This is a genomic window from Halomonas sp. AOP43-A1-21, assembly GCF_052376775.1.
GTDB lineage: Bacteria > Pseudomonadota > Gammaproteobacteria > Pseudomonadales > Halomonadaceae > Vreelandella > Vreelandella colorata.
Window position 1 is genome coordinate 1 of the sequence record NZ_JBQSWC010000045.1, and the last position, 24,964, is coordinate 24,964.

At 51.9% G+C, this 24,964-nt stretch carries 21 protein-coding genes; 13 read left to right on the forward strand and 8 right to left on the reverse strand.

Going from position 1 to position 24,964, the window contains the following annotated elements:
• Positions 1 to 12 precede the first annotated feature (12 nt).
• The gene (gene mscL / locus ACT3R7_RS19000) at positions 13 to 516 is read right to left on the reverse strand and encodes a large-conductance mechanosensitive channel protein MscL (protein WP_193092581.1); all 504 of its coding nucleotides are present in this window, start codon (positions 514 to 516) and stop codon (positions 13 to 15) included.
• Between the two features lie 349 nt (positions 517 to 865).
• Here mscL and ACT3R7_RS19005 point away from each other — a divergent pair, with 349 nt between their 5' ends.
• From ACT3R7_RS19005 to etfB, 7 genes are all read left to right on the forward strand, one after another.
• The gene (locus ACT3R7_RS19005) at positions 866 to 2,002 is read left to right on the forward strand and encodes a choline metabolism transcriptional regulator GbdR (RefSeq protein WP_193092582.1); all 1,137 of its coding nucleotides are present in this window, start codon (positions 866 to 868) and stop codon (positions 2,000 to 2,002) included.
• A 317-nt stretch (positions 2,003 to 2,319) separates the two neighbouring features.
• The gene (locus tag ACT3R7_RS19010; RefSeq protein WP_193092583.1) at positions 2,320 to 3,297 is read left to right on the forward strand and encodes a dipeptidase; all 978 of its coding nucleotides are present in this window, start codon (positions 2,320 to 2,322) and stop codon (positions 3,295 to 3,297) included.
• An 87-nt stretch (positions 3,298 to 3,384) separates the two neighbouring features.
• The gene (locus ACT3R7_RS19015) at positions 3,385 to 3,918 is read left to right on the forward strand and encodes a DUF5943 domain-containing protein (RefSeq protein ID WP_193092584.1); all 534 of its coding nucleotides are present in this window, start codon (positions 3,385 to 3,387) and stop codon (positions 3,916 to 3,918) included.
• Positions 3,919 to 3,929: 11 nt separating this feature from the next.
• Positions 3,930 to 6,002, forward strand: a complete 2,073-nt coding sequence (gene dgcA, locus ACT3R7_RS19020) for a dimethylglycine demethylation protein DgcA (protein WP_193092585.1) — start codon at positions 3,930 to 3,932, stop codon at positions 6,000 to 6,002.
• An 82-nt stretch (positions 6,003 to 6,084) separates the two neighbouring features.
• Positions 6,085 to 8,106 (forward strand): (Fe-S)-binding protein, encoded by a 2,022-nt coding sequence (locus ACT3R7_RS19025; protein WP_193092586.1) that lies wholly within the window; start codon positions 6,085 to 6,087, stop codon positions 8,104 to 8,106.
• The gene (gene etfA, locus ACT3R7_RS19030) at positions 8,103 to 9,380 is read left to right on the forward strand and encodes an electron transfer flavoprotein subunit alpha (protein WP_193092587.1); all 1,278 of its coding nucleotides are present in this window, start codon (positions 8,103 to 8,105) and stop codon (positions 9,378 to 9,380) included. The genes ACT3R7_RS19025 and etfA overlap by 4 nt, the downstream gene beginning before the upstream one ends.
• Positions 9,370 to 10,194, forward strand: coding sequence for an electron transfer flavoprotein subunit beta (gene etfB, locus ACT3R7_RS19035; RefSeq protein WP_193092588.1), 825 nt, complete (start codon positions 9,370 to 9,372; stop codon positions 10,192 to 10,194). Before etfA ends, etfB begins: the two co-directional genes overlap by 11 nt.
• A 244-nt stretch (positions 10,195 to 10,438) precedes the next feature.
• Here the strand turns inward: etfB and ACT3R7_RS19040 are convergent, their stop codons facing one another.
• The 3 genes from ACT3R7_RS19040 to aroQ form a co-directional block, all read right to left on the reverse strand.
• Positions 10,439 to 11,341: a DMT family transporter gene (locus ACT3R7_RS19040; RefSeq protein WP_193092589.1), complete on the reverse strand. Its 903-nt coding sequence runs from the start codon at positions 11,339 to 11,341 to the stop codon at positions 10,439 to 10,441.
• Between the two features lie 87 nt (positions 11,342 to 11,428).
• Complete coding sequence (locus ACT3R7_RS19045; protein WP_441676105.1) at positions 11,429 to 12,733, reverse strand: sodium:solute symporter family transporter; 1,305 nt, start codon at positions 12,731 to 12,733, stop codon at positions 11,429 to 11,431.
• 438 nt (positions 12,734 to 13,171) lie between these two features.
• Positions 13,172 to 13,612 carry a type II 3-dehydroquinate dehydratase gene (gene aroQ, locus ACT3R7_RS19050; protein ID WP_193091809.1) on the reverse strand — a complete coding sequence of 147 codons (441 nt, stop codon included), beginning with the start codon at positions 13,610 to 13,612 and terminating at the stop codon, positions 13,172 to 13,174.
• A 139-nt stretch (positions 13,613 to 13,751) separates the two neighbouring features.
• On the opposite strand from aroQ, the gene ACT3R7_RS19055 reads away from it, so the two are divergent.
• The 5 genes from ACT3R7_RS19055 (at position 13,752) to ACT3R7_RS19075 (ending at position 20,930) form a co-directional block, all read left to right on the forward strand.
• Positions 13,752 to 14,546: an IclR family transcriptional regulator domain-containing protein gene (locus ACT3R7_RS19055; RefSeq protein ID WP_193091810.1), complete on the forward strand. Its 795-nt coding sequence runs from the start codon at positions 13,752 to 13,754 to the stop codon at positions 14,544 to 14,546.
• A 248-nt stretch (positions 14,547 to 14,794) separates the two neighbouring features.
• Positions 14,795 to 15,982, forward strand: a complete 1,188-nt coding sequence (locus ACT3R7_RS19060) for a tyrosine-type recombinase/integrase (protein ID WP_496199369.1) — start codon at positions 14,795 to 14,797, stop codon at positions 15,980 to 15,982.
• Positions 15,969 to 18,290: a hypothetical protein gene (locus ACT3R7_RS19065; protein ID WP_496199370.1), complete on the forward strand. Its 2,322-nt coding sequence runs from the start codon at positions 15,969 to 15,971 to the stop codon at positions 18,288 to 18,290. Before ACT3R7_RS19060 ends, ACT3R7_RS19065 begins: the two co-directional genes overlap by 14 nt.
• Positions 18,290 to 20,293, forward strand: coding sequence for a hypothetical protein (locus ACT3R7_RS19070; protein WP_496199371.1), 2,004 nt, complete (start codon positions 18,290 to 18,292; stop codon positions 20,291 to 20,293). The genes ACT3R7_RS19065 and ACT3R7_RS19070 overlap by 1 nt, the downstream gene beginning before the upstream one ends.
• Positions 20,286 to 20,930 carry a hypothetical protein gene (locus tag ACT3R7_RS19075; protein WP_496199372.1) on the forward strand — a complete coding sequence of 215 codons (645 nt, stop codon included), beginning with the start codon at positions 20,286 to 20,288 and terminating at the stop codon, positions 20,928 to 20,930. The genes ACT3R7_RS19070 and ACT3R7_RS19075 overlap by 8 nt, the downstream gene beginning before the upstream one ends.
• A 244-nt stretch (positions 20,931 to 21,174) precedes the next feature.
• Here ACT3R7_RS19075 and ACT3R7_RS19080 read toward each other — a convergent pair whose 3' ends face one another.
• Positions 21,175 to 22,557: a DEAD/DEAH box helicase gene (locus ACT3R7_RS19080; protein WP_496199373.1), complete on the reverse strand. Its 1,383-nt coding sequence runs from the start codon at positions 22,555 to 22,557 to the stop codon at positions 21,175 to 21,177.
• Positions 22,554 to 23,165: a hypothetical protein gene (locus tag ACT3R7_RS19085; protein ID WP_496199374.1), complete on the reverse strand. Its 612-nt coding sequence runs from the start codon at positions 23,163 to 23,165 to the stop codon at positions 22,554 to 22,556. The genes ACT3R7_RS19080 and ACT3R7_RS19085 overlap by 4 nt, the downstream gene beginning before the upstream one ends.
• A 102-nt stretch (positions 23,166 to 23,267) precedes the next feature.
• Between ACT3R7_RS19085 and ACT3R7_RS19090 the strand changes: the two genes are divergently transcribed.
• A complete protein-coding gene (locus ACT3R7_RS19090; RefSeq protein ID WP_496199375.1) occupies positions 23,268 to 23,489 on the forward strand; it encodes a helix-turn-helix domain-containing protein in 222 nt (73 codons plus the stop codon).
• A 132-nt stretch (positions 23,490 to 23,621) separates the two neighbouring features.
• On the opposite strand, the gene ACT3R7_RS19095 is transcribed toward ACT3R7_RS19090, so the two are convergent.
• Both ACT3R7_RS19095 and ACT3R7_RS19100 read right to left on the reverse strand, forming a co-directional pair.
• Positions 23,622 to 24,188, reverse strand: coding sequence for a YecA family protein (locus tag ACT3R7_RS19095; RefSeq protein ID WP_496199376.1), 567 nt, complete (start codon positions 24,186 to 24,188; stop codon positions 23,622 to 23,624).
• Between the two features lie 307 nt (positions 24,189 to 24,495).
• A complete protein-coding gene (locus tag ACT3R7_RS19100; RefSeq protein ID WP_496199377.1) occupies positions 24,496 to 24,885 on the reverse strand; it encodes a hypothetical protein in 390 nt (129 codons plus the stop codon).
• Positions 24,886 to 24,964: the final 79 nt, after the last annotated feature.

The following is a 24,964-nucleotide window of genomic DNA, read 5'->3' on the forward strand; positions in this document are numbered from 1 at the left end:
CTAATTAAAAAATTAAGGCGATGCCGCCTTGAGAGATTGCTGTTCAGCCTCTGTAGGCACCGGCAGCTCGGACGTGCAGTGGCCGCACCGGACGGCTTTGATAGGCACGGTCATGAAACAGTACGGGCAGGGCTTCTCGACCGGGCTTTTGGGCGCTTCCACCTCTTCACGCTTTAAGCGGTTGATCGTTCTAACCAGCATGAAGACCACAAAGGCCACAATCGTGAAACTGACCACTGCATTGATAAACAGCCCAACGTTTAGGGTGACGGCTCCGGCTGCTTGAGCAGCCGCCAAGGTGGGGTAAGGGCCTGCAACGCTGCCCTGACTAAGCACGACAAACAGATTGGAGAAATCAATACCACCCACTAATAGGCCGATAATCGGGTTCATGACATCCTTGACGAGGCTTTGTACGATCAGTGTAAAAGCGCCGCCTATAATAATCCCCACCGCCATATCCACCACGTTGCCTTTAACGGCAAACTCGCGGAACTCCTTGAAAAACTTGGCCATTGATGCCTCCTTACGTTCTTTAGCTTATTAGCTTATAGCGTTTTTTTAAATGTAAAACCTTTGGGTTCAATGAGTTATTAAAACGACGTTTAACTTTGAAACAAACGTTTCATTAATCACTGATGCCCGCCTTACATCTCCATTAATCGCCCCAGTGGCGACTTCCAGTGTTCTATTTGCGACATCTGCTGAATTGCTTTTCAGATTGCTTTGTCAGTATAAGTGTCATTCGTGCCAATATGCAGGTAAGCAGTAAGTATCTAGCGCAGGGACCCAAAACAAGACGCCAGCGACATAGACAGATAATAAAAAGAAAACCAATGACGTTTAGGTGATAGAGGTAAAGACCATGACAATTGATCAAGTAAAAAAACCCACCACAGTAGGTCACTCGAACGTACCGCAAACCCTCGGTTTTCTGCTGTTGGACAACTTCACCCTTATCTCTCTGGCATCAGCGATTGAGCCCCTGCGCATGGCCAACCAGCTAGCGGGGCGCGAGCTTTACCGCTGGTACATGCTGACTCAGGATGGCTCTCCGGTTCGCGCAAGCGACGGCCTGCATGTAACGCCTGATGCCTCAATGCATGCACCGCTGTCACTTGACTGGGTCGTGGTATGTGGCGGCGTCGCCCCTCAGCATAGTGTCAGCCGCGATCACCTGCATTGGCTGCAGGCGCAGTCGCGCCAGCTACGGCGCCTGGGCGCTATCTGTACGGGTAGCTGGGCGCTGGGTCAGGCGGGCCTGCTGGATCATTACGAAACCAGCATTCACTGGGAATGCTTGGCGTCCATTCAGGAAGCGTTTCCGAAGATTGTGCTGACCACGCGGCTTTTTTCCATCGACCGCGACCGGTTTACCGCCTCGGGCGGCACGGCACCGCTGGATATGATGCTCAACCTGATCGCTCACGATCATGGTAAGGAGCTTTCGGCAGGCATTTCCGAAATGTTCATCTACGAGCGTATGCGCAACGAGCAGGATCAGCAGCGCGTACCGTTAAAGCACGTGCTGGGCACGACCCAGCCCAAGCTGCTGGAAATCGTCGCGCTGATGGAATCCAACCTTGAAGAGCCGCTTGAGCTCGACGAGCTGGCAAGTTACGTCGACGTTTCCCGTCGCCAGCTGGAGCGCCTGTTCCAGCGCTACCTGCACTGCTCGCCCTCGCGCTACTATCTGAAACTTCGTCTGTTGCGTGCACGTCAGCTACTCAAACAGACGCCGCTATCCATCATCGAAATTGCCTCGGTGTGCGGCTTTGTTTCAACCCCGCACTTTTCCAAGTGCTACCGCGAATGCTTCGGTATTCCGCCGCGCGATGAACGTCTGGGCATCCATACGCGCCAGAAATATGAAAAATCGCCCCCTTTGCTTAAACGCTGGGGAGTAGAACCGGCAAGCAGCGAACCGACATCGAGCGCCTTGCTGGCGCTTGCCTATGCACAGGGCGAACCCACCTTTGCCAGCGTGCCGTTGCTTACCTGAAAGCGTACTAATTGAAAACGTACTAATTGAAAACGTTCTAATTGAAAGAGTACTAGCTGACACAGCATTAGTCGTTGATATCAGAGCTGCCTAAAAGGCGGCTCTTTTTCGTTAAGCCTTTTGCCATATCACGCCACCTTCTTTGCTTTTGTGACTTCCCCGTTTTCTTTTGTACCGCTTAACCCGGCTGCTCGCCAGGTTTCCTGCACGTGCTTTTCACACGATGACGCTTTTGGAATTTCCGTCGTCGTTTCCAAGCGCAGATCGACACCACCTCAACGCTATGCTCCCTACATAAACAATTCTGGAGCTACGTTATGAACCCTGCTGAATTGCACCAAGACGCCATCGTCATTGACGGCCTGATTATTGCCAAATGGAACCGTGAGCTTCTGGAAGACATGCGCCGTGGTGGCCTGACCGCGGCCAACTGCACCGTCTCGGTGTGGGAGGGGTTCAAGGCAACGGTAGATAACATCGTCGCCTCCAACAAGCTGATGGAAGAGTGCAGCGATCTGGTACGCCCGGTGCGCACTACGCGTGACATCATGCGTGCCAAGGAAGAGGGCAAGACCGGCATCATCTTCGGCTTCCAGAACGCCCACGCCTTTGAAGACCAGATCGGCTACGTCGAGATCTTCAAGCAGCTTGGCGTAGGCATCGTGCAGATGTGCTACAACACCCAGAACCTGGTGGGTACTGGGTGCTACGAGCGTGATGGCGGGCTTTCCGGCTTTGGCCGCGAGATCGTTGCCGAGATGAACCGCGTAGGCATGCTGTGCGATCTTTCCCACGTCGGCGCCAAGACGTCTGAAGAAGTCATTCTCGAATCCAAAAAGCCGGTGTGCTATTCCCACTGCCTGCCCTCCGGGCTTAAAGAGCACCCGCGCAACAAGTCCGATGCAGAACTCAAATTTATCGCCGACCACGGCGGCTTTGTCGGCGTCACCATGTTCACCCCTTTCCTCAAGAAGGGCGTTGATTCGACCATCGACGACTACGTTGAGGCGATTGAGTACATCATGAACATCGTGGGTGAAGACGCCATCGGTATCGGCACCGACTTCACCCAGGGCCATGATCAGAACTTCTTCGAATGGCTGACCCATGACAAGGGCTACGCCCGCCGCCTGACCAGTTTCGGCAAGATCATCAACCCGGAAGGCATCCGTACCATCGGCGAATTCCCCAACCTGACAGAAGCGCTCTTGAAGCGTGGCATGAGTGAATCCCAGGTGAGAAAGATCATGGGCGAGAACTGGGTGCGCACTCTGAAGGACGTGTGGGGCGAATAAGCGCCTGCACTACCGTTCGACAAGACCCTGGAAGCCTTTGAATAACTCAATGTCTTTCAAATAAATATAAGTGTAAGGAATACGACCGTGACCACAACCGCCCCCGAACTCCCGATTGACGTCGACAGCGAAACCGGTATCTGGACGACCGATGCCCTGCCGATGCTGTACGTTCCGCGCCACTTTTTCGTCAACAACCACATGGCGGTTGAGGAAGCGTTGGGCGCCGAAAAATACGCCGAGATTCTCTATCACGCCGGCTACAAGAGCGCCTGGCACTGGTGCGAGAAAGAGGCCGAGCTCCACGGGCTTGAAGGCGTGGACGTGTTCGAGCACTACATGAAACGCCTCTCCCAGCGCGGCTGGGGCCTGTTCATCACCGAAGACATCGACCTGGATGCGGGTACCGCTCGCGTGCGTCTTGAGCACAGCGCGTTCGTGTACCAGATGGGCAAAGTGAACCGCAAGATCGAGTACATGTTCACCGGCTGGTTCGCCGGGGCCATGGACCAGATTCTGGCGGCGCGGGGAAGCGAGATGCGTACGGTTGCCGAGCAGACCCAAAGCGGCGCCGAAGAGGGCTGTGAGCACGGCCTGTTTGTTGTCACGCCCAAGCACTGAGGAGTGTCGTCATGGCATTCGAAGCACTTTTCAAGCCGATCCAGATCGGCAGCCAGACCATCCGCAACCGCGTGGTCAGCACGGCCCACGCCGAGGTCTACGCCACCGACGGCGGCATGACCACCGAGCGCTACGTCAAATACTACGAAGAGAAAGCCAAGGGCGGCTGTGGTCTGTGCATCTGTGGCGGCTCGTCGATTGTTTCTATCGATAGCCCCCAGGGCTGGTGGAGCTCGGTCAACCTCTCCACCGACCGCATCATCCCGCACTTTCAGAATCTGGCGGATGCCGTGCACAAGCACGGTGGCAAGATCATGATTCAGATTACCCACATGGGCCGTCGCTCACGTTGGGATGGTTACGACTGGGCAACACTGGTGTCACCATCGGGCATCCGCGAGCCGGTTCACCGTTCGACCTGTAAAACCATTGAAGTTGAAGAAATTCACCGCATCATTTATGACTTCACCCAAGCGGCACGCCGGGCGAAGGAAGGCGGGCTGGATGGCGTCGAGCTGTCCGCCGTGCACCAGCATTTGATCGACCAGTTCTGGAGCCCGCGCGTCAACAAGCGTACCGACGAGTGGGGCGGAAGCTTTGAGAACCGCATGCGCTTTGGCATGGAAGTACTCAAGGCGGTGCGTGCTGAAGTGGGCAACGACTTCGTGGTGGGCATGCGTATCACCGGCGACGAGTTCCACCCGGACGGCCTGACCCACGAGGACATGAAAAAGATCGCCGCGTATTACGACGCCACCGGCATGGTCGATTACTTCGGCGTGGTTGGCTCGGGCTGCGATACCCACAACACCTTAGCCAACGTCATTCCCAACATGTCATTTCCGCCGGAGCCCTTCTTGCATCTGGCATCCGGCATCAAGGAAGTGGTCAACGTTCCGGTCATTCACGCTCAGAACATCAAGGACCCCAACCAGGCGCAGCGCATTCTGGAAGGCGGCTATGTGGATCTGGTCGGCATGACCCGCGCCCATATCGCCGACCCACACCTGATCGCCAAGATCAAGATGGGCCAGATTGACCAGATCAAGCAGTGCGTAGGCGCCAACTACTGCATCGACCGCCAGTATCAGGGCCTCGACGTGCTGTGCATCCAGAACGCCGCCACCTCACGCGAGTACATGGGCCTGCCGCATATCATCGAGAAGAGCGAAGGTCCCAAACGCAAGGTGGTCGTCGTGGGCGGCGGCCCGGCGGGTATGGAAGCCGCCCGCGTGTGCGCCGAGCGCGGCCACGACGTTACCCTGTTTGAAGCCAGTGAGCAGATCGGCGGCCAGATCACCATCGCATCCAAAGCGCCCCAACGTGACCAGATTGCCGGTATCACGCGCTGGTATCAGTTGGAGCTCAACCGTCTTGAGGTGGATCAGCGTCTGGGCACCAGGGCCGATGAGGCGACCATCCAGGACCTGCGTCCGGATGTAGTGATTCTGGCCACCGGCGGGCAACCGTTCCTTTCGCAGGTGCCGGAATGGGGTTACGACAGCGATAAAGACAAGAGCCTTGTGGTCAGTACCTGGGATATTCTCAACGGTACGGTGGCACCAGGCAAAAACGTGCTGATCTTTGACACCATCTGCGAGTTTTCCGGGGTTTCCGCGGCGGACTACCTGGCCGACAAAGGATCAAAAGTCGAGATCGTTACCGACGATATCAAGCCAGGTGCGGCGGTAGGGGGCACGACTTTCCCCACTTACTACCGCAGCCTGTACGACAAAGAAGTCATCATGACCTCGGATCTCGCCCTGCATAAGGTCTACCGCGAAGGCGATTCGCTAGTCGCAGTGCTCGAAAACGAGTACACCGGCGCGCTGGAAGAGCGAGTGGTGGATCAGGTGGTGGTCGAAAACGGCGTTCGCCCGGATGAAGCACTCTATTACAGCCTCAAGGAGCAGTCGCGTAACAAGGGCCAGATGGATCTCGAAGCGCTCTACGCGATCAAGCCCCAGCCCTGCCTACAAGAAACCGGTGATGGTTTCGCGCTGTTCCGCCTGGGTGACTGCACCGCGCCACGCAACACGCACGCTGCTATTTATGACGCGCTGCGGCTTTGCAAGGACTTCTGACAATAACGCTGTAAGCTGAACGTCATGGGCCGCACGGCTCATGACGTTTTGTACTTACGGTGTCTCTGAGAGGAGAGACGCCATGCTTGATACCCTTCTGCCGATTCTGCTGTTTTCTGCGCTCGCGCTTGCCGCCATCGGTGCCGTGCGCCGGGTGCGCCTGTGGCGCCAGGGGCGGCCCTCTCCTGTACCAACTATCAGCGGCCTAATGCAGGTTCCCAGGCGCTACCTGGTAGACCTGCACCACGTCGTCGAGCGGGACAAGTACATTTCACACACCCACGTGGCCACTGCCGGCGGTTTTGTGCTGGCCGCGTTACTGGCTATCGTGGTTCACGGCTTTGGCCTGGACAGCACGATTCTTGCCTGGGTTCTGCTAGCCGCCACCATCAGCATGTTCATAGGCAGCCTGCTGGTCGCCAAGCGGCGCAGCCCGCCGCCCTCACGGCTCTCCAAGGGCCCGTGGATGCGTCTGCCCAAGAGCCTGATGGCATTTTCCATCGGCATGTTCGTAGTCACCCTGCCCACCGCGGGTATTCTGCCTGAAGGCATTTTCCAGAGCGGCGCGGGCTGGATCGCGGCCTTAGTGCTGGCCGCGGTCATCGTCTGGGGCCTGGGCGAGATGTTCTTCGGCATGACCTGGGGCGGACCGATGAAGCACGCCTTTGCTGGCGCCCTGCACCTGGCCTTCCATCGTCGCCCGGAGCGCTTTTCAAATCGCGCTGGAGGGGAGCACCGGTCAACCGGCCTCAAGCCGCTGGCGCTTGATGACGACCGGACAAAACTGGGCGTCGAAGTGCCGGCCGACTTCACCTGGAACCAGCTTTTAGGTTTCGATGCCTGCGTCCAGTGCGGGCGCTGTGAAGCCGTTTGTCCGGCTTTTGCCGCTGGCCAGCCGCTTAACCCCAAGAAGTTGATTCAGGATATGGTGGTCGGCATGGCCGGCGGCAGCGATGCCAACTACGCAGGCTCCCCTTACCCCGGCAAGCCGGTGGGCGAGCATGCTGGTACGCCTCACGGGCCGATTGTGGACCGTGCGGGCGGCGCGCTGGTGGATGCCGAAACACTGTGGTCCTGCACCACCTGCCGCGCCTGCGTAGAAGAGTGTCCGATGATGATCGAGCATGTGGATGCCATCGTCGATATGCGCCGCTTTCTAACGCTTGAGCACGGCAACACGCCCAACAAGGGCGCGGAGGTGCTGGATAACCTGATCGCCACAGATAACCCGGGCGGCTTTGATCCGGATTCGCGCCTGCACTGGGCGGCGGATCTCAACCTGCCGCTGATGGCCGACAAGCGCGAAGCCGAAGTGCTGCTGTGGTTGGGCGACGGCGTGTTCGACATGCGCAACCAGCGCACCCTGCGCGCCTTTATCAGTGTGCTGCGTGCCGCGAACGTGGATTTTGCCGTACTGGGTACCGAGGAGCGCGACAGCGGCGACGTGGCAAGGCGCCTGGGCGATGAAGCCACCTTCCAGAGCCTGGCCAAACGCAATATCAGAACGCTTGCCCAGTATCGCTTTTCGCGCATCGTTACCTGCGACCCGCACAGTTTCCACGTGCTGAAAAACGAGTATGGGGAACTTGGAACGCCGGAGACACCTGCTGATTATCATGTGCAGCACCACAGCACCTATATCAACGAGCTGGTACTCGCTGACAAGCTCACCTTCAAGGCCTGGAAAGGCGGCAGCGTGACCTACCATGACCCGTGTTATCTCGGCCGCTACAACGGCGAGTACGAAGCCCCTCGGGACGTACTCCGTGCACTCGGCATTGAAGTAAAAGAGATGGCCCGCTCCGGCTACCGCTCGCGCTGCTGCGGCGGTGGTGGCGGCGCACCAATCACCGATATCCCCGGCAAACAGCGTATCCCCGATATGCGTATGGAAGATGTTCGCGAAACCGGTGCTGACCTGGTTGCGGTGGGCTGCCCGCAGTGTACTGCCATGCTTGAAGGCGTTGTTGAGCCCCGTGCTGACATCAAGGATATTGCCGAGCTGGTCGCCGATGCGTTGATCATCAAAACGCCTGACGACAAGGCGACCCAAAGTAAGCCCGCGCCAGCAGCATCGCGCACCGTCCTGGAGGCAACGCCATGAGCGAGCTTGTTCGTCGCGACCCTCGCAAAGCGTGGATCGCCCGTAACCGTCTGCACCCGCAGCACCTTGAGGTGCTGGCCGAACTGGGTGGCGGCGCGGTGGCCAGTGAATGGATGGGGCCCAACGGCGTGATGCGCCGTAACCCCCACGCGGTCGGTTTTATAGGCCCCAACGGCATTCGGCGTATCGATCGCAGCGGCGCCCAGCAGGCAGCCCAGGCGCCGGGGCGCAGTACTGAGGCCAAGGATGCACGACGGCACGTGGTTATCGATGCGCCAGCGTTTATGGTGGCGGTGGTGCCCGATATGGCCGGCGGGCGTCTTTCATCTCACGACCGTGATTTGCTGGGGCTTGCCCGCCAGCTGGCCGACGCTGACCCGGCCCAACCCGGCGCCGTGCTGGCGATCGTGTTTGGCGAGCATAAAGAAACCGCCTTTGATGAGGCGGGCATTGACCGGCTAATGCATCTGGAAGGTGAGCGCTTCTCGGGCTATCTGCCTGAGCTTAGCGTCGCCACCCTGCAAGGCGTTGATCGTGAAATGGCGCCCCGCTACTGGCTACTGCCCGACTCAAGCGTCGGCGGTGAGCTGGGCCGACGCCTCGCTGCACGGCTTGGCGAGCGCCCGGCCGCTCAGGTCTGGCAGGTCGAGGCAGACGCTGAAAGCGCGACCGGCTGGCGCTGTACCGCGCGTGGTGCAGCGGGTAGAAGCGATATTACCCGCAGCCTGCCCCGTATCGTGCTGGCCCTGGCCGAGTGCGCCGACCCGGTCAGCGAGACCCGCCACGCGGCGGAGCCGATCGCGCTTTCCCAAGGCCTTCCCGATGTGCTCGGACGTATCGAGGATATGGGCGAAGTGGCGGTTGACCCGGCCAGCGTGTCGCTCGCTGAAGCTGAATTCATTCTGTCCGCCGGTAACGGCGTCAAGGATTGGGACAGCTATCACCACGCTGCCGACGTACTCGGCGCCACCAAGGGCGCGTCACGCGTGGCGGTGGACGACGGCTTTATGCCGCGGGATCGCCAGGTAGGCGCCACCGGCACCTGGGTATCTGCCCGCGTCTACGTGGCGATTGGAATCTCCGGCGCCATCCAGCACCTTCAGGGCATTCAGAGCTGCGACAAGGTCGTGGCCGTCAACCTCGACGAAGGCTGCGACATGGTCAAGCGCGCTGATCTTGCCGTGATCGGCGATGCCAGCGCCGTGCTCGCCGCACTAGTGAAACGCGTCGAGCAGTACCGCGCCGAGCAGCAGGAGAACCGCGATGCCGCATGATGTCAGTAACACAAATGCCAAATCATCCACACCGAGCGGATTAAACGTTACCGTGCTGGTCTCAGTAGGTCGCCATCCGCTGACCGCGCGAGCCCGCCGCTCAGATCAGGACGCCCGCGCCGTGGAAATGGCCCTGACCCTGCAAAGCGCTTCGGTCAGCCTGCTGCATGCAGGCCAGCAGGATAGTGAAAACGAAGAGGCCATCCGCGGCTATCTCGGCATGGGTATCGACTCTGTCGACTTGATCGAACAAAAACCCCAGGCCGATGTAATACCTGCGCTGGCCAAAGCGCTGCGCGCAAGCGCTGCGCAACTGGTGCTGACCGGCACCCGCGCTGAAACCGGCGAGGCCTCGGGCATAACGCCTTACCTGCTGGCAGAGGCGCTGGGCTGGCCGATCATTACCGGCCTGGCCGCAGTCGAGAAAATCGAGCAGGGTACGGCGGTGGTGCTTCAGGCCCTACCCCGCGGCAAGCGCCGGCGCCTGCGCATTCGCCTGCCGGCGATTGCCACCGTGGATAGTAGCGCGCCTCCAGCACGTCAGAGCGCCTTCGGCCCGGCCAAACGTGGCGAGCTAGCTATCCACCTAGAACCCAGCGCGATCGATGAAGCGCTGGGCACGTGGCACATTCAGCCAGCACGCAAACGCCCCAAACGGCTCAAGATCGTCAAGTCCTCCTCGGCGCGCGACCGCTTCAAGGCTGCCGCCGCCAAAGCCGATGGCGGCGGTGGGCAAACGCTTAACGATGTCACCCCAGAACAGGGCGCCGAGGCGATCTTCAAACTGCTCAAGGAGGAGGGGGTACTGCGCTAGGTAATGAGTGCTTCTAGTGATGTGATTTTCAGCCCGCCGACCGGCGGGCTTTCTTTTACGTAACGATTGCGTTGAAGCACGCGGCAGTCTCGAGTAACTCGTAGCGAGGGTCTTTCGCCAAGGATGGCGAAAGTAGCGCCCAAGGAAGGGTTCACAGCGCCCTCGCGTAGAGTTACTCGAGTCCGCTGCCCACCAAATCTGGCTTTAATGGCCCCAAACGGATTTAAACCATTCACACAGCCGCTTACTTTCCTACAAACCCCGGATAAAGCCGCAAACGCTGCCTTTCCCGGTGCAGGCCAATCCCCGCATGCGCCACTAGCACGGTGATGACCATTGCCCCACCCGCCAGCGTCGAGGCCGTAGGCTCTTCGCCAAGCCACCACCACACCCACAGCGTGCCCAACGCCGTTTCCACCAGATAGAAAAGCGCCACCTCGGTCGACGGTAGATAGCGCGTGGCGCTGTTGATCAGCACGGTAGCCAGCGGCATCTGGATAAGCCCCATCACAGCGAGTACGCCGTAGCGCGGAGCATCCAACGAAAATGGCGCGGCCAAAGGCAGCGCGATGGCCGCCGAAAGCAAGCCCCCGCCGGCAATCACCACGATACGGTCAATATCGGGATAGCGGCGCAGCACCGTTAGATTGCCCCCGATCGCCAGTGCCGCAGCCAGAGCATACAAGTTGCCCACCAGCATCCCCGTGGCGCCCTCGCCCATAAAGACCAGGCTCATGCCCAGCATGCAGATGACAATCGCCACCAGCGTTCGCAAGGCAACACGCTCTTTGAGAAACACCCGTGAAAACAGTGCGGCGAAAAGCGGCGCAGTGCTAAGAATCACCACCACGTTAGCCACGCTGGCGTTCATCACCGCGAGCACGAAAAGCGCTGAAATCAGCCCCAGCAGTATTGCCGAGACCAGCGACGAGAACGGATTAGCGCGCAGCCTGACCAGCCGGTTGCCTACCAGGCACAACAGCCCCAGCACGCTGAACATCAGAAAGCCGCGCCAAAAAACGATGGTCCACCCATCGGTATCCGCCAGGCGGATCAGCAGGCCGTCGAAGCTGAGAAACACCACGCCCAGTATCACCATAAGCAGACCGCGTTGGTAAGGACCGCGTTGGTAAGGACTTAGCTGCATTACATTGTCTCCCGGTTGGCAAAAAAGATAACCGCCCGCCCAATGGGCGAGCGGTTAAGCCTGACAGCCGATGAATGGCTTCCCCGACTAGCTGGTCATGCGCGCGGCTAATGCCTTCTGCTGGCGAGGGCGAACCACCCAGAAGCCCACTGCCCCAGCCATCAATAACATGCTGCCACAGCCAATCGCCAGGGCGTAGCCGCCCTGCACGGCACTGGCATCCACATTAAACTGAGTGGCAAACCCAGCCAGCGTCACCGCATACTGCTGCCACAGGAATATTCCGATGGCCACACCGGACAGCATGGTGCAGAGCGCAATCAAACGCGTACCCGTCATCCAGCCGCTGACGGCCTGGGCATCAAACTCATGCAGAAACGCCTGGTAGACTTTTTCGGCCTGGGTAACGCGGGTTACACGAGAGGCCAGCACAATCGCCACAAGCGCCATCAGCGTGCTCAGCAGCACCGGGTGCAGATGCACCGGTAGGCTAAGCCACTCGGCCTGAATCATCATCGAGATCGCAACATTGCCCACAAATCCCACCGCTAAGCCCCAGCCAGCGCCCGCAGCGGTAATGCGCTTGCTCCAGATACTCATCAGCGCCACCGGCCCCCAGGAGGAAGCAAACAGCGTAGCGGCAAACCACACCACCGACATCACCGCCGGCGGCTGGAATAGCGCCAGCAACAGCGCGATCAACCCCGCCGCCAGCACTGCGATACGGCTTTTGCGCATGGCCGATTTCTCATCCAGCGAAGCGGGCAAGATATCGTTGGAAAGGCTAAAGCCTATGATCGACAGAAACGTCGAGCAGGACGACAGCCCCGCGGCGAACACGCCGGTCAAAATGACCACGCCAAGCCAGGTCGGCAGTATGTTGAGCGCCACCCAGATCATGGAGCGTTCAGGATCAAGCCCTGAATCGTAAAGGTTGATCGCCGCGCCGGTCATCATCATCAAGGCGTAGAAAATCGCCAGCGCCACGGCGGTAAGCATGGCCGAGCGCATCACTACGTGTTCATTGCGCGCCATCAGATAACGGCTGGACTGCCAGGGGCTTGCCGCTAGCACCGCCGCCCACACCAGACCCAGCGTCAAGCCCCAGGTCAGCGCACTGCGCACCGGGTTTCGCTTATGGGGCATCGAGGAGGACTCGCCCATCCCCGGTGCTGAAGGCTCGGCCACCTCGCCTACTTCAGTCTGGGTGAGAAGCGATACATCCAAGGCCAGTTTCTCGGCAGCGCCCGCTACGGCATCCAGCGCCGTGCCCAGCGCATGGATAGGGTAACGGTCGGTATGCCATGGCAATACCGGTGCTGCCAGACCTAGCTTTTCAGCCAAGGCGTCCATCCACTCAAGCCCCAGTGCATCCCACCCGGAAGCACGCATCTAACGCGTACCGGCTCATAAAAGGATGTTTTAAAAATCCAGCAGGCATGGGCGCTTAGCCTCCTTTTAGCGTTATAGAGAACCACAAGAACAGTTTAGACATGCGAAACTGAACACATTTGTACACATGTTCGCCATTCGAACTATACGCTAAAGAGAGGGAAAGGCGTTTGCAACCGTCATTCAGCAGTCGCTTTGACTCACCATCGAATGCATCTTGGCTGCGACAGAAATCGGCCATGATGCATGTTCTCTATCATGGCCAAGCGAATGAGGTCGGGATTTTCGACTGAAAACAAAAAGTAAATCTTACCGATGGCGTAACGCCAAAATGCTGTCGGAGATGGTTTTTTCGTAATTAGAGGGGTGTGTTTCTTACATCACGCCTGATAACCGCATGAATGTTTAATAAACCTCTGGCTGCTTTTTAAACAGCGCCTATCGAGCCTTCATAATAGCGTCAAGAGCCGCTTGATATCCGTGTACTCCAAGCCCTGCGATCACCCCATCGGCGCGCAGCGACACATAGGAGTGGTGGCGAAAACTCTCACGCTTGTGCACATTGGAGATATGCACTTCGATGACAGTGCCTTCGAACGCGTTTAGCGCATCGAGTATGGCAACCGATGTGTGCGTATAGGCTGCCGGGTTTATAATTATCGCCTGGCTACCGTCCTGACGGGCGGCGTGTATTGCATCGATCAGTGCGCCTTCGTGGTTGCTTTGAAAGCAGTTGATTTCCCACCCTGCCAACACTGCCGTCTCGCGCAGCTGGTTATTCACGTCATCCAGGGTTTCATGACCATAGATTTCGGGCTGTCGTGTGCCTAAAAGGTTGAGGTTCGGCCCGTGAAGCACCGTTACTTTTTGTTGGCCCATAAGTAGCTTTCCTAATGGTGAGTAAAGCAAATGTGAGGCGCGCATATATCATGGCACAGACTAACGAATAATTGTTCGCTATTCGAACAACATGTTACATTGGAATTTTGAAATGCGTCCAAACGGTGGATCATTCGTTATGAAAGACTCTTTACAAGAAGACACTCTCACGCCCGATAGCCGTGACTTTGTTTCAGCGCTTGCCAGTGGCCTGGATGTCATCTTGGCGTTTGACGATACCCATTCGCGCATGACGTTAAGCGAGGTCGCCGCGCGAACCGACATGAACCGCGCCAAGGCGCGCCGCTTTCTACTAACACTGCACGCCTTGGGCTATGTTCGCAAACATCAGCGCTATTTCGAGCTGGCACCCAAGGTCTTGCAGCTAGGCTATTCGTTTCTTTCCGCTAATAATTATCGTAGCGTTATCCAGCAGTACTTGGAAGATATTACCGCGCAAACCGGCGAATCCTCATCGCTTGGCCAGCTTGAAGGTGATGATGTTATCTATATCGCACGCTCGGCCGCGCCTCACCGCTTGATGGCGATCTCCCTTTCCGTGGGTACACGTCTGCCGGCGGCCCATACCTCAATGGGCCACGTGCTGCTTGCCCAGCTATCTGAGCGGGCGTTGGAAAGCTATCTTGAGCGTATCGCACTGAAGCGCTACACCGATAAAACCATTATCGACAAGGGCGCGCTTAAAAAGCGGATTGAAACGGTACGTCAACAGGGTTATGCCATTGCCGACCAAGAGCTGGACTCGGGCTTGCGCTCATTAGCAGTACCTGCGTTTAACGCATCAGGGCAACTGCTTGGGGCAATCAATATCAGTACGAACGCAGCGCGCATTGATATGGATACACTGCTGGAGGAATACTTGCCGCTTTTACAAGACAAAGCGGCGCAGATCCGAGCTTCTATTACGACCTAGGCTAATAAAGCGTTGTCATTAATTAGTAGGCTATGCTTAAAGGCCCGCTGCCGGTGAACTATCCATGACCCTTCCCCTCTACCTAGGCCTACCAAAGTGGAGAAGTGATGTTAAGCTTCTAAAATCCTGTAATTTATCATATTTCAAGCTACAGGAAATTATTCTATAAATACAGAAATATAGAATATCACTTTAAATAAAAAAAACGCTGTATATACTAGCTTGTAAACTTTGCCTGAGAAAGTTACATGCGATACTCATACCACGAGTTAGATATTGATACTTCAACCTATAAAGGAAAGTACGTCGGGATCTTTAACAATCGCACTGTTCCCGAGATTCCTACCTCAGCCTTTCTTGCGTTTCAGAGGGATCATAAAGGCGTTTCACTCCGCACACTCCATAGTTATGCAACCACCTTGGTACATTTCTTAAATACGGTTTATGCCAGTCCTACTGTAAGAGCATGGGATAGAATTACTCCTTCTCAGATGAAGCACTACTTAGAGAATGATCGAGCTGTCAAATTGAAAAGTAGTTCTCTAGAAGGTTGTATTAGCCGTTTAAAGAAATTCTTTGAATGGTGCTATGAAAATGGATGGCTTGAAGAGACTTTTAAGTACAGCTGGAAGTTGAGTCATGAAAGAATGTACGAACTTAAACAACATCAAGCACAATTAGCATCAACGGATCCATTCAGTCTTTTTAGCCAATATATTAGCCCTGCTGAGTTTAAATATTTTTTAAGTTTTAACCCGCGAAAACGCTCGTTTGAGAGAGAACGCGACGAAATTATTTTAAAACTCGCTTACTTATCAGGATTTCGCAGTGCTGAGACAGTCAATCCCGTTAACATTACTTTAACGAGGATTAAAAAAGCTGTTATTAATGCCGAATCTAGGGGATTTAAAGGTTTTTATTTGGATATAATTGGTAAGGGTCGTGATGGCGGTAAAGTTCGTACTGTTTATATTCCATCTGAATTGAAAGGGCAAATTATCAGCTTTATGAGAGGTACATTGAAACGTAAGTGCCCAAAGGCCGATCTTCTTATCTGTAAAGTTAATAAGAGCAAATCGGCTCCACTCGAAACTCACCACGCTACATCATTGTTTGGCGAAACTCTTCGTAAGCTCTTAGCGCAAGGTGCAATCGGGGACAGCAGCGCTTGGAGAGCGCACGAAAAAGACCGCCGCTTTCACTCTTTACGTCACTCTTATGCAACTAATTTTGCCACAGAAATTCGACTGGGAAATGGAGCTGAAAAAGTACTTCAAGAACGCATGGGGCATTCTCATATTACAACAACACATATTTACTTACATTTTGAAGCGGTTCTAGCAGGCGATCAGTTAGAAGCTAATAAGTTTGGGTTTAACCCTGATTCTAGCAAATGGATAACTCGCTTTCAGGATTTAATTAATGATAACAAGTAATGATCTAATCGAGCAGGAGTCTTTCGACGCCGACCCGATTATGTCAGACCAGGCCAGTATAGTAAAAACAAATGACGTAGATTTCTTTGCAAATGTATGCGAAGAGGCTTCGACTCTCTTTTTTCCTTATCCAGATCAATTACGATACCCATCGCGCGCTAAACTTGGTTATCAAGATATTCAAGTACCTACTTGTCTAAAAAATACGATTATTCATAAAGCCCTCGCACATCAAATCCAATTTTGGAAAGGTGAAAAAAGCTCACTTATTGTAAAAAAAAATATTTACATACGTATATTTAAAAAACTTCAAAACGAGCAAAAAGTTGATGATAAGCTGTTAGGTGCGCAAATTAACGACGCTATCAAATCATTAACAGGAAAAGACAACAAGAAAATCACAGAGAGCACTGCAAAAAATTTACAAATAAATTTTCTTTCTATTATCAATAATGTTTTAAAAAACAAGCCTAATGAATTCAATAATTCTGAAATACGCTTATTAAACGAGATTAAGCGTATGACTCCTGTATTTGAAAGTACAATTAAAGCACCAACGCTCTCAATTAGTCAGCGCTACCCACAATTACCATATACTAACGCTGATTATATACACTCAATTCGACAAACGGCCTTTGTACAATTCGAAATTTGGGAAAAAATACGTAACCGATTCAAGAATGAATGCCCCGTTTTTTATAATGAACTACGTAATCTTCTAATCACTCAGTCAGTGCCCTATGACTTGTTGGCAAACTCAATAGTACAACCAAAAAATAATGACGAAAGTATCCGTAAAATTATCTATCGAATTCAAAACATCTTGATCAACGCTGCATTATACCTGAATGATCCCATACTAATCGAAACACTTTTCTTGTCGGTTACATATCGTCGGAAAAACGGTGATCATAGTTATATGTTCCGTTATTTAGAAGGGACAGTAATACTTAAGCCTTTAGTAACACTATCTTACATGCGTGCTTATCTCAAGCTCATGCTTAAAGAAGACGGCACATTAAGATCCTCTGGTCGCTGGATAAAACATAGTAAATCCAATTCTGGCGTTCTTTCGGTATTCACACCTTATGCACTCTTGCTACCTTATGGACCAGATGAACTCGCATTCTATGTTGCGTTATTTGCATCCGAGCGTTGTCAGGTCAGTACGCTGCTTGGAATCACAACAGATGACATTCTCTTATTGGAATCAAATGGTAAAATTGTTTCAGAAGGTAATCATTCATCTAAACTTAAAGTAAATGGCTTTAAAGGACGAAATGGCAAAAAAGATGGTTCAATTTACACTAAAGGCTCTCCATTCTACCGCGTTGCACGTAGACTAAAAGAGGCTTTTAATGAGGCTATTGAGAGCAGACTAATACCCAGGTCTAATTACCGCTTGTTCAGCTCTGTGCAAGAAGATGAATTTCGTTTTTCATCACTTACATTTCTAAATGGTAATCTTTGCAATCAGAAGAAGCTCGCGCATAAGACTCGCGTAATCATACCATTGATTGAGGGGACGTATTACCATGCGGTGATGAAGAAATACGTTGATAATAGAGCCTTTCTTTCCTTATTTAGATCACAATTAAAGCAATCTGATAACTCAAAGAGGCGGCTACTAGTCCCCTCAAATATTACTCAAAGTCGTATCTATGCAGAGGAAATTCAGGACCTCTCTAATTTTGAAATATCAGAGAATTTTTCCCTTACGTACTCAGAAGACCTATATGAACGACTTTCAGTAGTTGCACCTGCGCAACATCACACTGTTGAAACTCGCTTAAACACCTATTATCAGCGCTCACAAGACCGTATCGTGATTGAAACTCGTGAAAAGTTTGCAGCGCAAGTGGGTGATGAGATGGTCAAGATGGCGGGACAGCTGGCAAGAGCTAAGTCTCTTAAAGGGGAAATACTCGATTTACATACAGCCCAAACTGTGTGTGGGCTTACGACCTCGGAGGGAGACCTTAGTGCTGAAGAGCTAATAGCACAAGCCGATGCGCAAGGTTATATCGTAAACGAGCTAGGATTTATTCAACGTAACGATACCACTTATATCATCAAATCGCCGCTGCACGCGAGTCTTATACAACACAAAATTCAGCATATTGATGATGAGCTTGAGCGCCTAATGTTGAGCAATCATCACCTCGTTCCGCTAGCCATTGCACAACGCATGCTCCTCAACCTTATACTTAAGCAGTTCGATGAGGTCACTATTGCTAACGGAAAGAAGATTTACAGCAAGGTTCCGTTCCAATTTCCAAGCCTCGTGATTACATTAGGAGAATTCTAATGTCTGCGCTTCGTGACTATATAGTAGGGAACCCTGAACTAAGCTCAACAAACACAGATCGTAAGTATAACCGCTTCATCGACGACACTTGGTTCTGGATATTTCCTAAGAATAACGCCAACGAAGAGTTTTCACTCAACTTTAAAGAGATCTTTTGCGAACTAGCACCCTATAATGAAATCTTCGCGAAGCAGGTCTTGATGCCTAATCCAACGAAGTCATCTTCACTTGAACGTGAGCTAGCCGACGGACGGTTTACGTCAGCCAAATTCGCAGTCGATGAAACTGTTCGTATATTACAGACTTTATTTATATGGCACCGTAAGTATCATCCGAATGGGCGCCTATCTGACATGACAACCTCACAAGTCGAAAACATGTTTTCAGCACTCTTACGTATAGATAAGTATAAAGGCCAGCTGTATCCAGGGCTTCGCTCTCATAAAGTATTTAGGCGATATCTTGAAGTTCATCAAAAATGGCAGAAAGCTTATCAGTCTGGATTAATTGTGGATGGTATTTCGGTACCTATATCAATCTCCGCAATCCTTGAAAAACTGGTGAAGCATGAGGCGCCAAAAATTGCTCCTCATTTCGACTATGCCGTTTGGAAAAAGGGGTCCAAGCTGGATGGCTTATCAATACCTCAGCAGATAGCATTGTTAATGCAAGCACTTGAATTCTTACGCTCGGATAAGACAAAGCTGGTGATCGCGCTCACCCGTTTCACACATCAGGGGTATTTACTTCATACATCCCAATACCGAGTGGGTGGCCTTGTAAGTACTGGAACCGTAAAAGACAATAATCCTTACATTCATTTTAGAAATTCAGCTAGGCGCGATTGTTTACTGAAGGAGCTCTCTGCAAAGTTCGGGGGCGAGACATGGGAGGATCTCCCGAAATGGCTCAACAGTTTTGCATTTAAATTTAGCGGTGGAAAAGGTAGGCCTAACGAGTTTCGACGTCACCAGGACAATATTACTACCGCAGCTTTAATTGTGTTTATGATATTATCGGGGGCGCGAAGGAGCGAACTGGAGCATCTAAGCGGGTCCGATATTGAGATCCGCGACGATGGTACAGCTACCTTTCGTACGTATATTTTTAAAACTAATCAGGGAATTGGCGCAATCCGTTATATCGGCGGCATTATTGCAGAAGTGACTGATGTTTTACGGGATCTCAAAGGCTACGTTGATCCTGAATTCCAGGACCCCCTATTCAAAGTGGTGAAACAAAAATTAAGTGGGGGCAAGCGCCCGAACCGTGCTAGCAAGGGTAATTTGTTGCATCCATCTGGTATCCCTTATTTTATAGATCATTATGTGAATCCTTTTCTAGATGAAACTCTGAAAATCACAAACTTCAAACCCCACAGCTGTCGCCATGCATGGGCTGAATTTGCGCTACGGCGCTTTGAAGGCAATTCTGTACCAGAACTGATCCGCCAGCACTTTAGACATGCTTACGGTAGCTACATGACCGACAATTATATCATGGGTAAGGTTTTTGAGGAGGACAGTAGCGATCTTCAAATGGATTACATCCGTGAGCTGATAGGACGAGCTGCAGAGGGATCGGAACGGCTTTACGGGCCTGTAGGCGACTACATCAAGGGTATGATCGGCTCATTTGAATTCATCGGTGAAGACGAGATTGAACAGATTGCAGAGACTTTTGAAGGATTTATTGAACCTCATGAATATGGTTTCTGTGTGGTACGACCAGAAATGTACTCTCAAGCCCAATGCTTCAACAAAGAATCACAGCTTGCCGAAACAACTCTGGCATGCTGGGAAAAGTGTGGTGGTTGTGTGAACCGGCTCACACTACCGGCTCAGCGAGAGGACATACATCGCTTAGGTATTTCCGCCAAAGCCTCGATGGATTCATTCAAGAAATTAGGTTTGATACCGCTATCGAATGCTTATAACTTTCATCTCAAGCTCTGTGCTGCTGCTCTAAAAGAGATCGATGAAGGAGAAAAAGCACATGTCTGATTTTGATATGTTTAATCTTGATCTGAGTGCTAAACCGAGCCAAATATATCCTGATTGGTTTGAGTTCGAGGGTTCAAAAAGTGATAGTGCAAAGGGGATGTATCGGTATGTACTTGAGCGTCGTGATGCAATCAAAGAAGAACTCAGCAATGGCGTGAATCTTAAAGGTAAGGCAAAGAAGATTGTATTGTCGAACGTTTCAGAAAGCGTCGGAAAGAATGCGGCCTATCTAAACAAGCGTGAATTCCCAACATTGGTGCGTTTCATTAGTGAGCTGAATGACCAGCTTGCCCGGCTCAGCCCTATAGGTAGAGTGCCATCACCGAAGTACAGCATGAGCACAGCTGAACTAAAAAGTCGCGCCATAGAGCTAGAGAAGCAGCTAAGAGAACATAACTTTTCACAGCTTTTGACTGAACGTGTCATTTCCCAGCTCGGACCACTACGTCAACGTAATATAAAGGTTGAACAGGAAAACCGCGAGCTCATTCAAACCCTGCATGAAGTAAGAGACCAGAATGCGGCGCTAATCGACCAGATTAGTGATCTATTAAGAGAAATACATGCTTTGAATAGTCAGATCAAGTCTTTAGGGCATGAGCCTGATCCTAAACCAAAAATGAGTATAGTTAAGTGATATAGCAAGCCGAGTAGAAGATACAACTCAAATTTGAAGTGGTCACAAGGCAGGGTAGCTAAACTTGGATATCCAAGCGTCTATACAGTAGTACAAGCAACATGGGAGGATTAAGAAAGTTTCTATTTACGCGGAAATAGGCTTCCCTTGCTCAGAAGGACACTTATGGCCCGTTAATATACAAAGTTATACCGTAAGGTATTAATGTATATTTTTGACCCACAAAATCTTATAGTTATAGGGACTATATAAGAGATAAAAGATGCTGGCGGTAATATTCAGAGAAGCTTAGCGTTAGCAGGGGAGGCTCAAGAGACAACATCTCACGCTCATTAATCTTTTTTGCTGATAACGGTTGGCCATTGTCTGCAGCTGACTCACACCTCTGAGTGCCGTTCATTTGATGGGAACGCGCCTGCTCCAATCGTAGGTTCAACTTTTGGGTTTGGAGCATTGCCTGGTCTTCAGGAAGATCATCAGCAATTCGCTGCGAATATTTGCGCAGTAGCGGCTCGGCGATCACATACAGCCATGCTTTATCATCTGAGTCGTCCATTTTGCGTAAAATACGACCTAAAACCTGCCTGTAATGCAGCTCCGTACGAATCCTGCTTAGGTACGCACATACGCATAATCGTTGAATATCAGTCCCTTCGGATATCATGCTGACCGCGACAATCCAGCGCGTACTGTTATATCGGTATTGGTCAATGAGTTGATGCGCCTTCGGTGTTTGGCTAGTCACCACTACATAGCTTTCACCCTTGTGAAGCAAAAGCTCTGCGATTTGATGGGCATGTTCAATGTCAGTAGCCACTACTAGACCGCCAGCATTAGGTATACTTTTCCGTTCTTGGTTAAGTCGGTCAATGCTTAACTCTAGCACCGCATTCAGGATATCGTCGTGTCGCAACAGGTCTTCGTAGCTGATTGGCGATTCACTGAGCAACTGTTGAAATGAGGAAAACGCTTTTACCGATGCTGTACTCTCGTTCTCTTCAGTCAAGCGGATCAATGGGTTATCGATAAGCGTAATTCGTGGCGAGCGACATACGCCGTCTTTAATGGCGGATTTCAGGTCATAACGGTAATCGCAGATGAGCTTGCCTTCTGGATCGCTGTAGCGAGCTAATGCGATAGGTAAGTCATCCGAACGCCAGGGTGTTCCTGACAATGCTAACGTGTAAGTGGCTGCATTTTGGATGCGCTGAATTATTTGCTGGCCCCACGTATTGCTGAGAAGCGGATCATGGCCTGCACAGTGATGTATCTCATCAAAAATGGTTAAGGTGCGATATTCTGTGAATAACGCCCAAAAATCCTCAGGGTGATATTCCATAGACTGGTAGGTATAAGCGGCCCCAACCGACGCAAGCGTATCGCCAAACCGCTGATTCAATACGACGGTAAAGGTGCGCTGTATTCCAGCCACCACTTCTCTGGTAGGTGCAAAGCAGATAACAAAATCAATATGTCCTTCTTCAAGGAGCCATCGCGTAATTTCAGCTGCCAGACGGGTTTTGCCGCTAGCAGGGGTTGCTTGCACGAAAAAGTCGCTATTAAGTAAATAGTGGGACTGCGCTAGTTCCAAGCACTCTGATTGCCATTTACGCAGCCTCGTGCTCATGAACCCCTCAGCCTATGTAGTGACTTTTCTAGCGCACGTACCCGACCCATTAAGCGTGCGCTCCGGTCGTAAGCATCACGATGATCCACCACAATACTCGGCTTGAGATCAGGGTATTCATCCATAAGCTCACGAAACGCCTCGACTTCACCCAGGGTAGAAAGGAATTCACTTTGCGTTTCCTTCAACACTTTCTCCAAGGCATATTGGCTAGACGCCTTCTTAGTGCTGGGATGGTGTTCAATACTAGCGTCATCTTTTGGAATAACGGATTTCTCTGTTGTTTCATTTGTTTGCGACACGAGCCGCTGGTGCCATGTTTCAAAACTTTCCCCCTCCAGGCACAAGCTCGCATCTCTTATTGAAGACAACACAAAATAGAGTTGGTCGCGTTTGCGTTTTTCATGGTCTTTCTCCACCAAGCCAGTGTTGATTAGCTTTTTAACCCTTTCATAGATAAAACGCCGCAGATCAGCGCGATGCTTTGCGGCTATGCCATGTCGATGTGCGTACTGGTCACGGAGGCTGCGAATAGTGAATTGAGCGTTATCAGTGTCTAAAAGGAGCTCGAAAATGCGCTCATCAATCGAAGGAGGGGTACCCGACATGACCATCACCGTAGGAGAGGTAAAAACGAAAATGCGGATTATAGTCCGTGGCTAGATAAGCCGCAACGAAGGATAGTCCCGCCAAAAGGAGATGAGGCGGGTATGGGTGAGTTGGCGAAGACGCTGGGAAGCAATATCAGGAAAAAGCGAAAGGAAGAAGGCTTCTCGCAAGAGGCTTTTGCCTTAGCTGTTGGCATTGACCGCAGCTACATGGGAAGAATCGAGCGAGGCGAAGTTAGAATAACCGTGGAAAAGCTATATGAGCTCGCTGCCGTGCTCCACTGTGAGCCAGCATATCTTCTGCCTGCTCAAACAAACCTGTAAAAGAAAGGGCACAAATCGGCCAAGTGCGGACTTTCAGCGAGCAATGATATAAAGCTTGCAGCATGCGCACCCATGGAATGGAGCCAAAGTTGCAATTAGTGGGCGTCGCCGTGCTTGCGCTGGCTAGGGCAATCATTGGCAACACTGTTTATTTTTTCTATCAGACCCGCAGTAACATGGGTCATTTTGGCCTGTATGTTTTTTTATGGAACGAATTAACGCCACAGCGAGCCCTTGCTGCTCATGGGTGACTTTATAGAGACCAATGTGGTTACCGTTTAAACGGGCCTGATCATATTTGTTCTCTAAATCAACCATGTCGCGAACGGCTTTGTCTTCAACCAACGCAAATGCCCTTGTTGGTAGTCGCTGATTTACCACTAAATCAGCAACCGAGTCGTCTAGCACAAAATTATGATGGTCGAGTGCAGCTTCGGGAGGGGTAACGCACAAAAGTTCTCCATTTCCATCTTTGACCACTGCGTGCCCATGCAGCTTAATAATCACCGACCCAAGTGCCGAGAAAATCCATCCGTACTGAATAGAGCCTTGGCAGTAGGTCAAATAGCTCTTTACGTTATCGAGGCAGTGCATATGTATGCCCGAGTCCATTGGTTCAATCGGAATCTGAAGCACAGGCCCAAGATTGTGCTTGTCTAAAAAGCTCGCAGGCAATTTCTTAGGAATGTGATATTTCACCAAGGTACACCCTCCGGCTCTAACAGTGTATTAGACGGCGCGTTTTGTGATTGAATGAACGCGCTGGCGTTTTGTTCCAGCAAATGCAGCCTGCCAGATTCTCCCAAGCCTATGTCCTTTAAGCTATTAATTCTCATTAGGCTGTATAGCCAAAATTCGCGCATCTGCTGCATTTCCAAGAATGGCCGCTCAGGGTCGATAGCACCTATGCTCGATCATTCCTATTGCGGCCAAGAGCAGACATTGAGGCGACACTGATATTACGCCGCGCCTTGCAGCAGATTTGAAAACCGAAAACAGCGATTTGCTAGGCATATTGCTCATTTTCGCCCTTTGAATCTAACTGCATGATCTCTTCAAAAAGAAAGAGCATTCCCAATAAAAGCTGATCGAACTCAGATGAGTAATCCCCTTCATTAATTTTTAATTTAAACATGGTCTTTTCGTACTCTGTACCCTTTCTATGTGCCACACCGGTTGATCTAACTGATTGAATACCTTTTAATAGGCTGAATAGGGCTGGCAAATACGGGGATTTTAGTTTTGAAAGAAGAGCTTCCATTAATGTTATTGATTTAATCGACTTATCGGTTACTCCGAGGTGGTTTCTAAGAGACTTTACATTTATTGAATCTATCGTCACCTTTGTAAGAGCAAGCACTTGCGCGTCAAATTCCGACTGCTCATTGGTTAGCATCGAGCGTATAGATGAATCGCCCCGGATATTCTAGACACCCGTTAGGCTCTTAAAGTAACGCCTTTCATACTCAACCGGT

Bases quoted from the DNA above. Each gene is read 5' to 3' on its own strand.
- dgcA (WP_193092585.1), top strand. From the start codon at position 3,930: ATGGCATTCGAAGCACTTTTCAAGCCGATCCAGATCGGCAGCCAGACC.
- ACT3R7_RS19055 (WP_193091810.1), top strand. From the start codon at position 13,752: ATGAAAGACTCTTTACAAGAAGACACTCTCACGCCCGATAGCCGTGAC.
- etfA (WP_193092587.1), top strand. From the start codon at position 8,103: ATGAGCGAGCTTGTTCGTCGCGACCCTCGCAAAGCGTGGATCGCCCGT.
- aroQ (WP_193091809.1), bottom strand. From the start codon at position 13,612: ATGGGCCAACAAAAAGTAACGGTGCTTCACGGGCCGAACCTCAACCTT.
- ACT3R7_RS19085 (WP_496199374.1), bottom strand. From the start codon at position 23,165: ATGTCGGGTACCCCTCCTTCGATTGATGAGCGCATTTTCGAGCTCCTT.
- ACT3R7_RS19065 (WP_496199370.1), top strand. From the start codon at position 15,969: ATGATAACAAGTAATGATCTAATCGAGCAGGAGTCTTTCGACGCCGAC.
- ACT3R7_RS19070 (WP_496199371.1), top strand. From the start codon at position 18,290: ATGTCTGCGCTTCGTGACTATATAGTAGGGAACCCTGAACTAAGCTCA.
- ACT3R7_RS19100 (WP_496199377.1), bottom strand. From the start codon at position 24,885: ATGCTAACCAATGAGCAGTCGGAATTTGACGCGCAAGTGCTTGCTCTT.
- ACT3R7_RS19080 (WP_496199373.1), bottom strand. From the start codon at position 22,557: ATGAGCACGAGGCTGCGTAAATGGCAATCAGAGTGCTTGGAACTAGCG.
- ACT3R7_RS19005 (WP_193092582.1), top strand. From the start codon at position 866: ATGACAATTGATCAAGTAAAAAAACCCACCACAGTAGGTCACTCGAAC.
- etfB (WP_193092588.1), top strand. From the start codon at position 9,370: ATGCCGCATGATGTCAGTAACACAAATGCCAAATCATCCACACCGAGC.
- ACT3R7_RS19060 (WP_496199369.1), top strand. From the start codon at position 14,795: ATGCGATACTCATACCACGAGTTAGATATTGATACTTCAACCTATAAA.
- ACT3R7_RS19040 (WP_193092589.1), bottom strand. From the start codon at position 11,341: ATGCAGCTAAGTCCTTACCAACGCGGTCCTTACCAACGCGGTCTGCTT.
- ACT3R7_RS19075 (WP_496199372.1), top strand. From the start codon at position 20,286: ATGTCTGATTTTGATATGTTTAATCTTGATCTGAGTGCTAAACCGAGC.
- ACT3R7_RS19010 (WP_193092583.1), top strand. From the start codon at position 2,320: ATGAACCCTGCTGAATTGCACCAAGACGCCATCGTCATTGACGGCCTG.
- ACT3R7_RS19090 (WP_496199375.1), top strand. From the start codon at position 23,268: ATGGGTGAGTTGGCGAAGACGCTGGGAAGCAATATCAGGAAAAAGCGA.
- mscL (WP_193092581.1), bottom strand. From the start codon at position 516: ATGGCCAAGTTTTTCAAGGAGTTCCGCGAGTTTGCCGTTAAAGGCAAC.
- ACT3R7_RS19045 (WP_441676105.1), bottom strand. From the start codon at position 12,733: ATGCGTGCTTCCGGGTGGGATGCACTGGGGCTTGAGTGGATGGACGCC.
- ACT3R7_RS19025 (WP_193092586.1), top strand. From the start codon at position 6,085: ATGCTTGATACCCTTCTGCCGATTCTGCTGTTTTCTGCGCTCGCGCTT.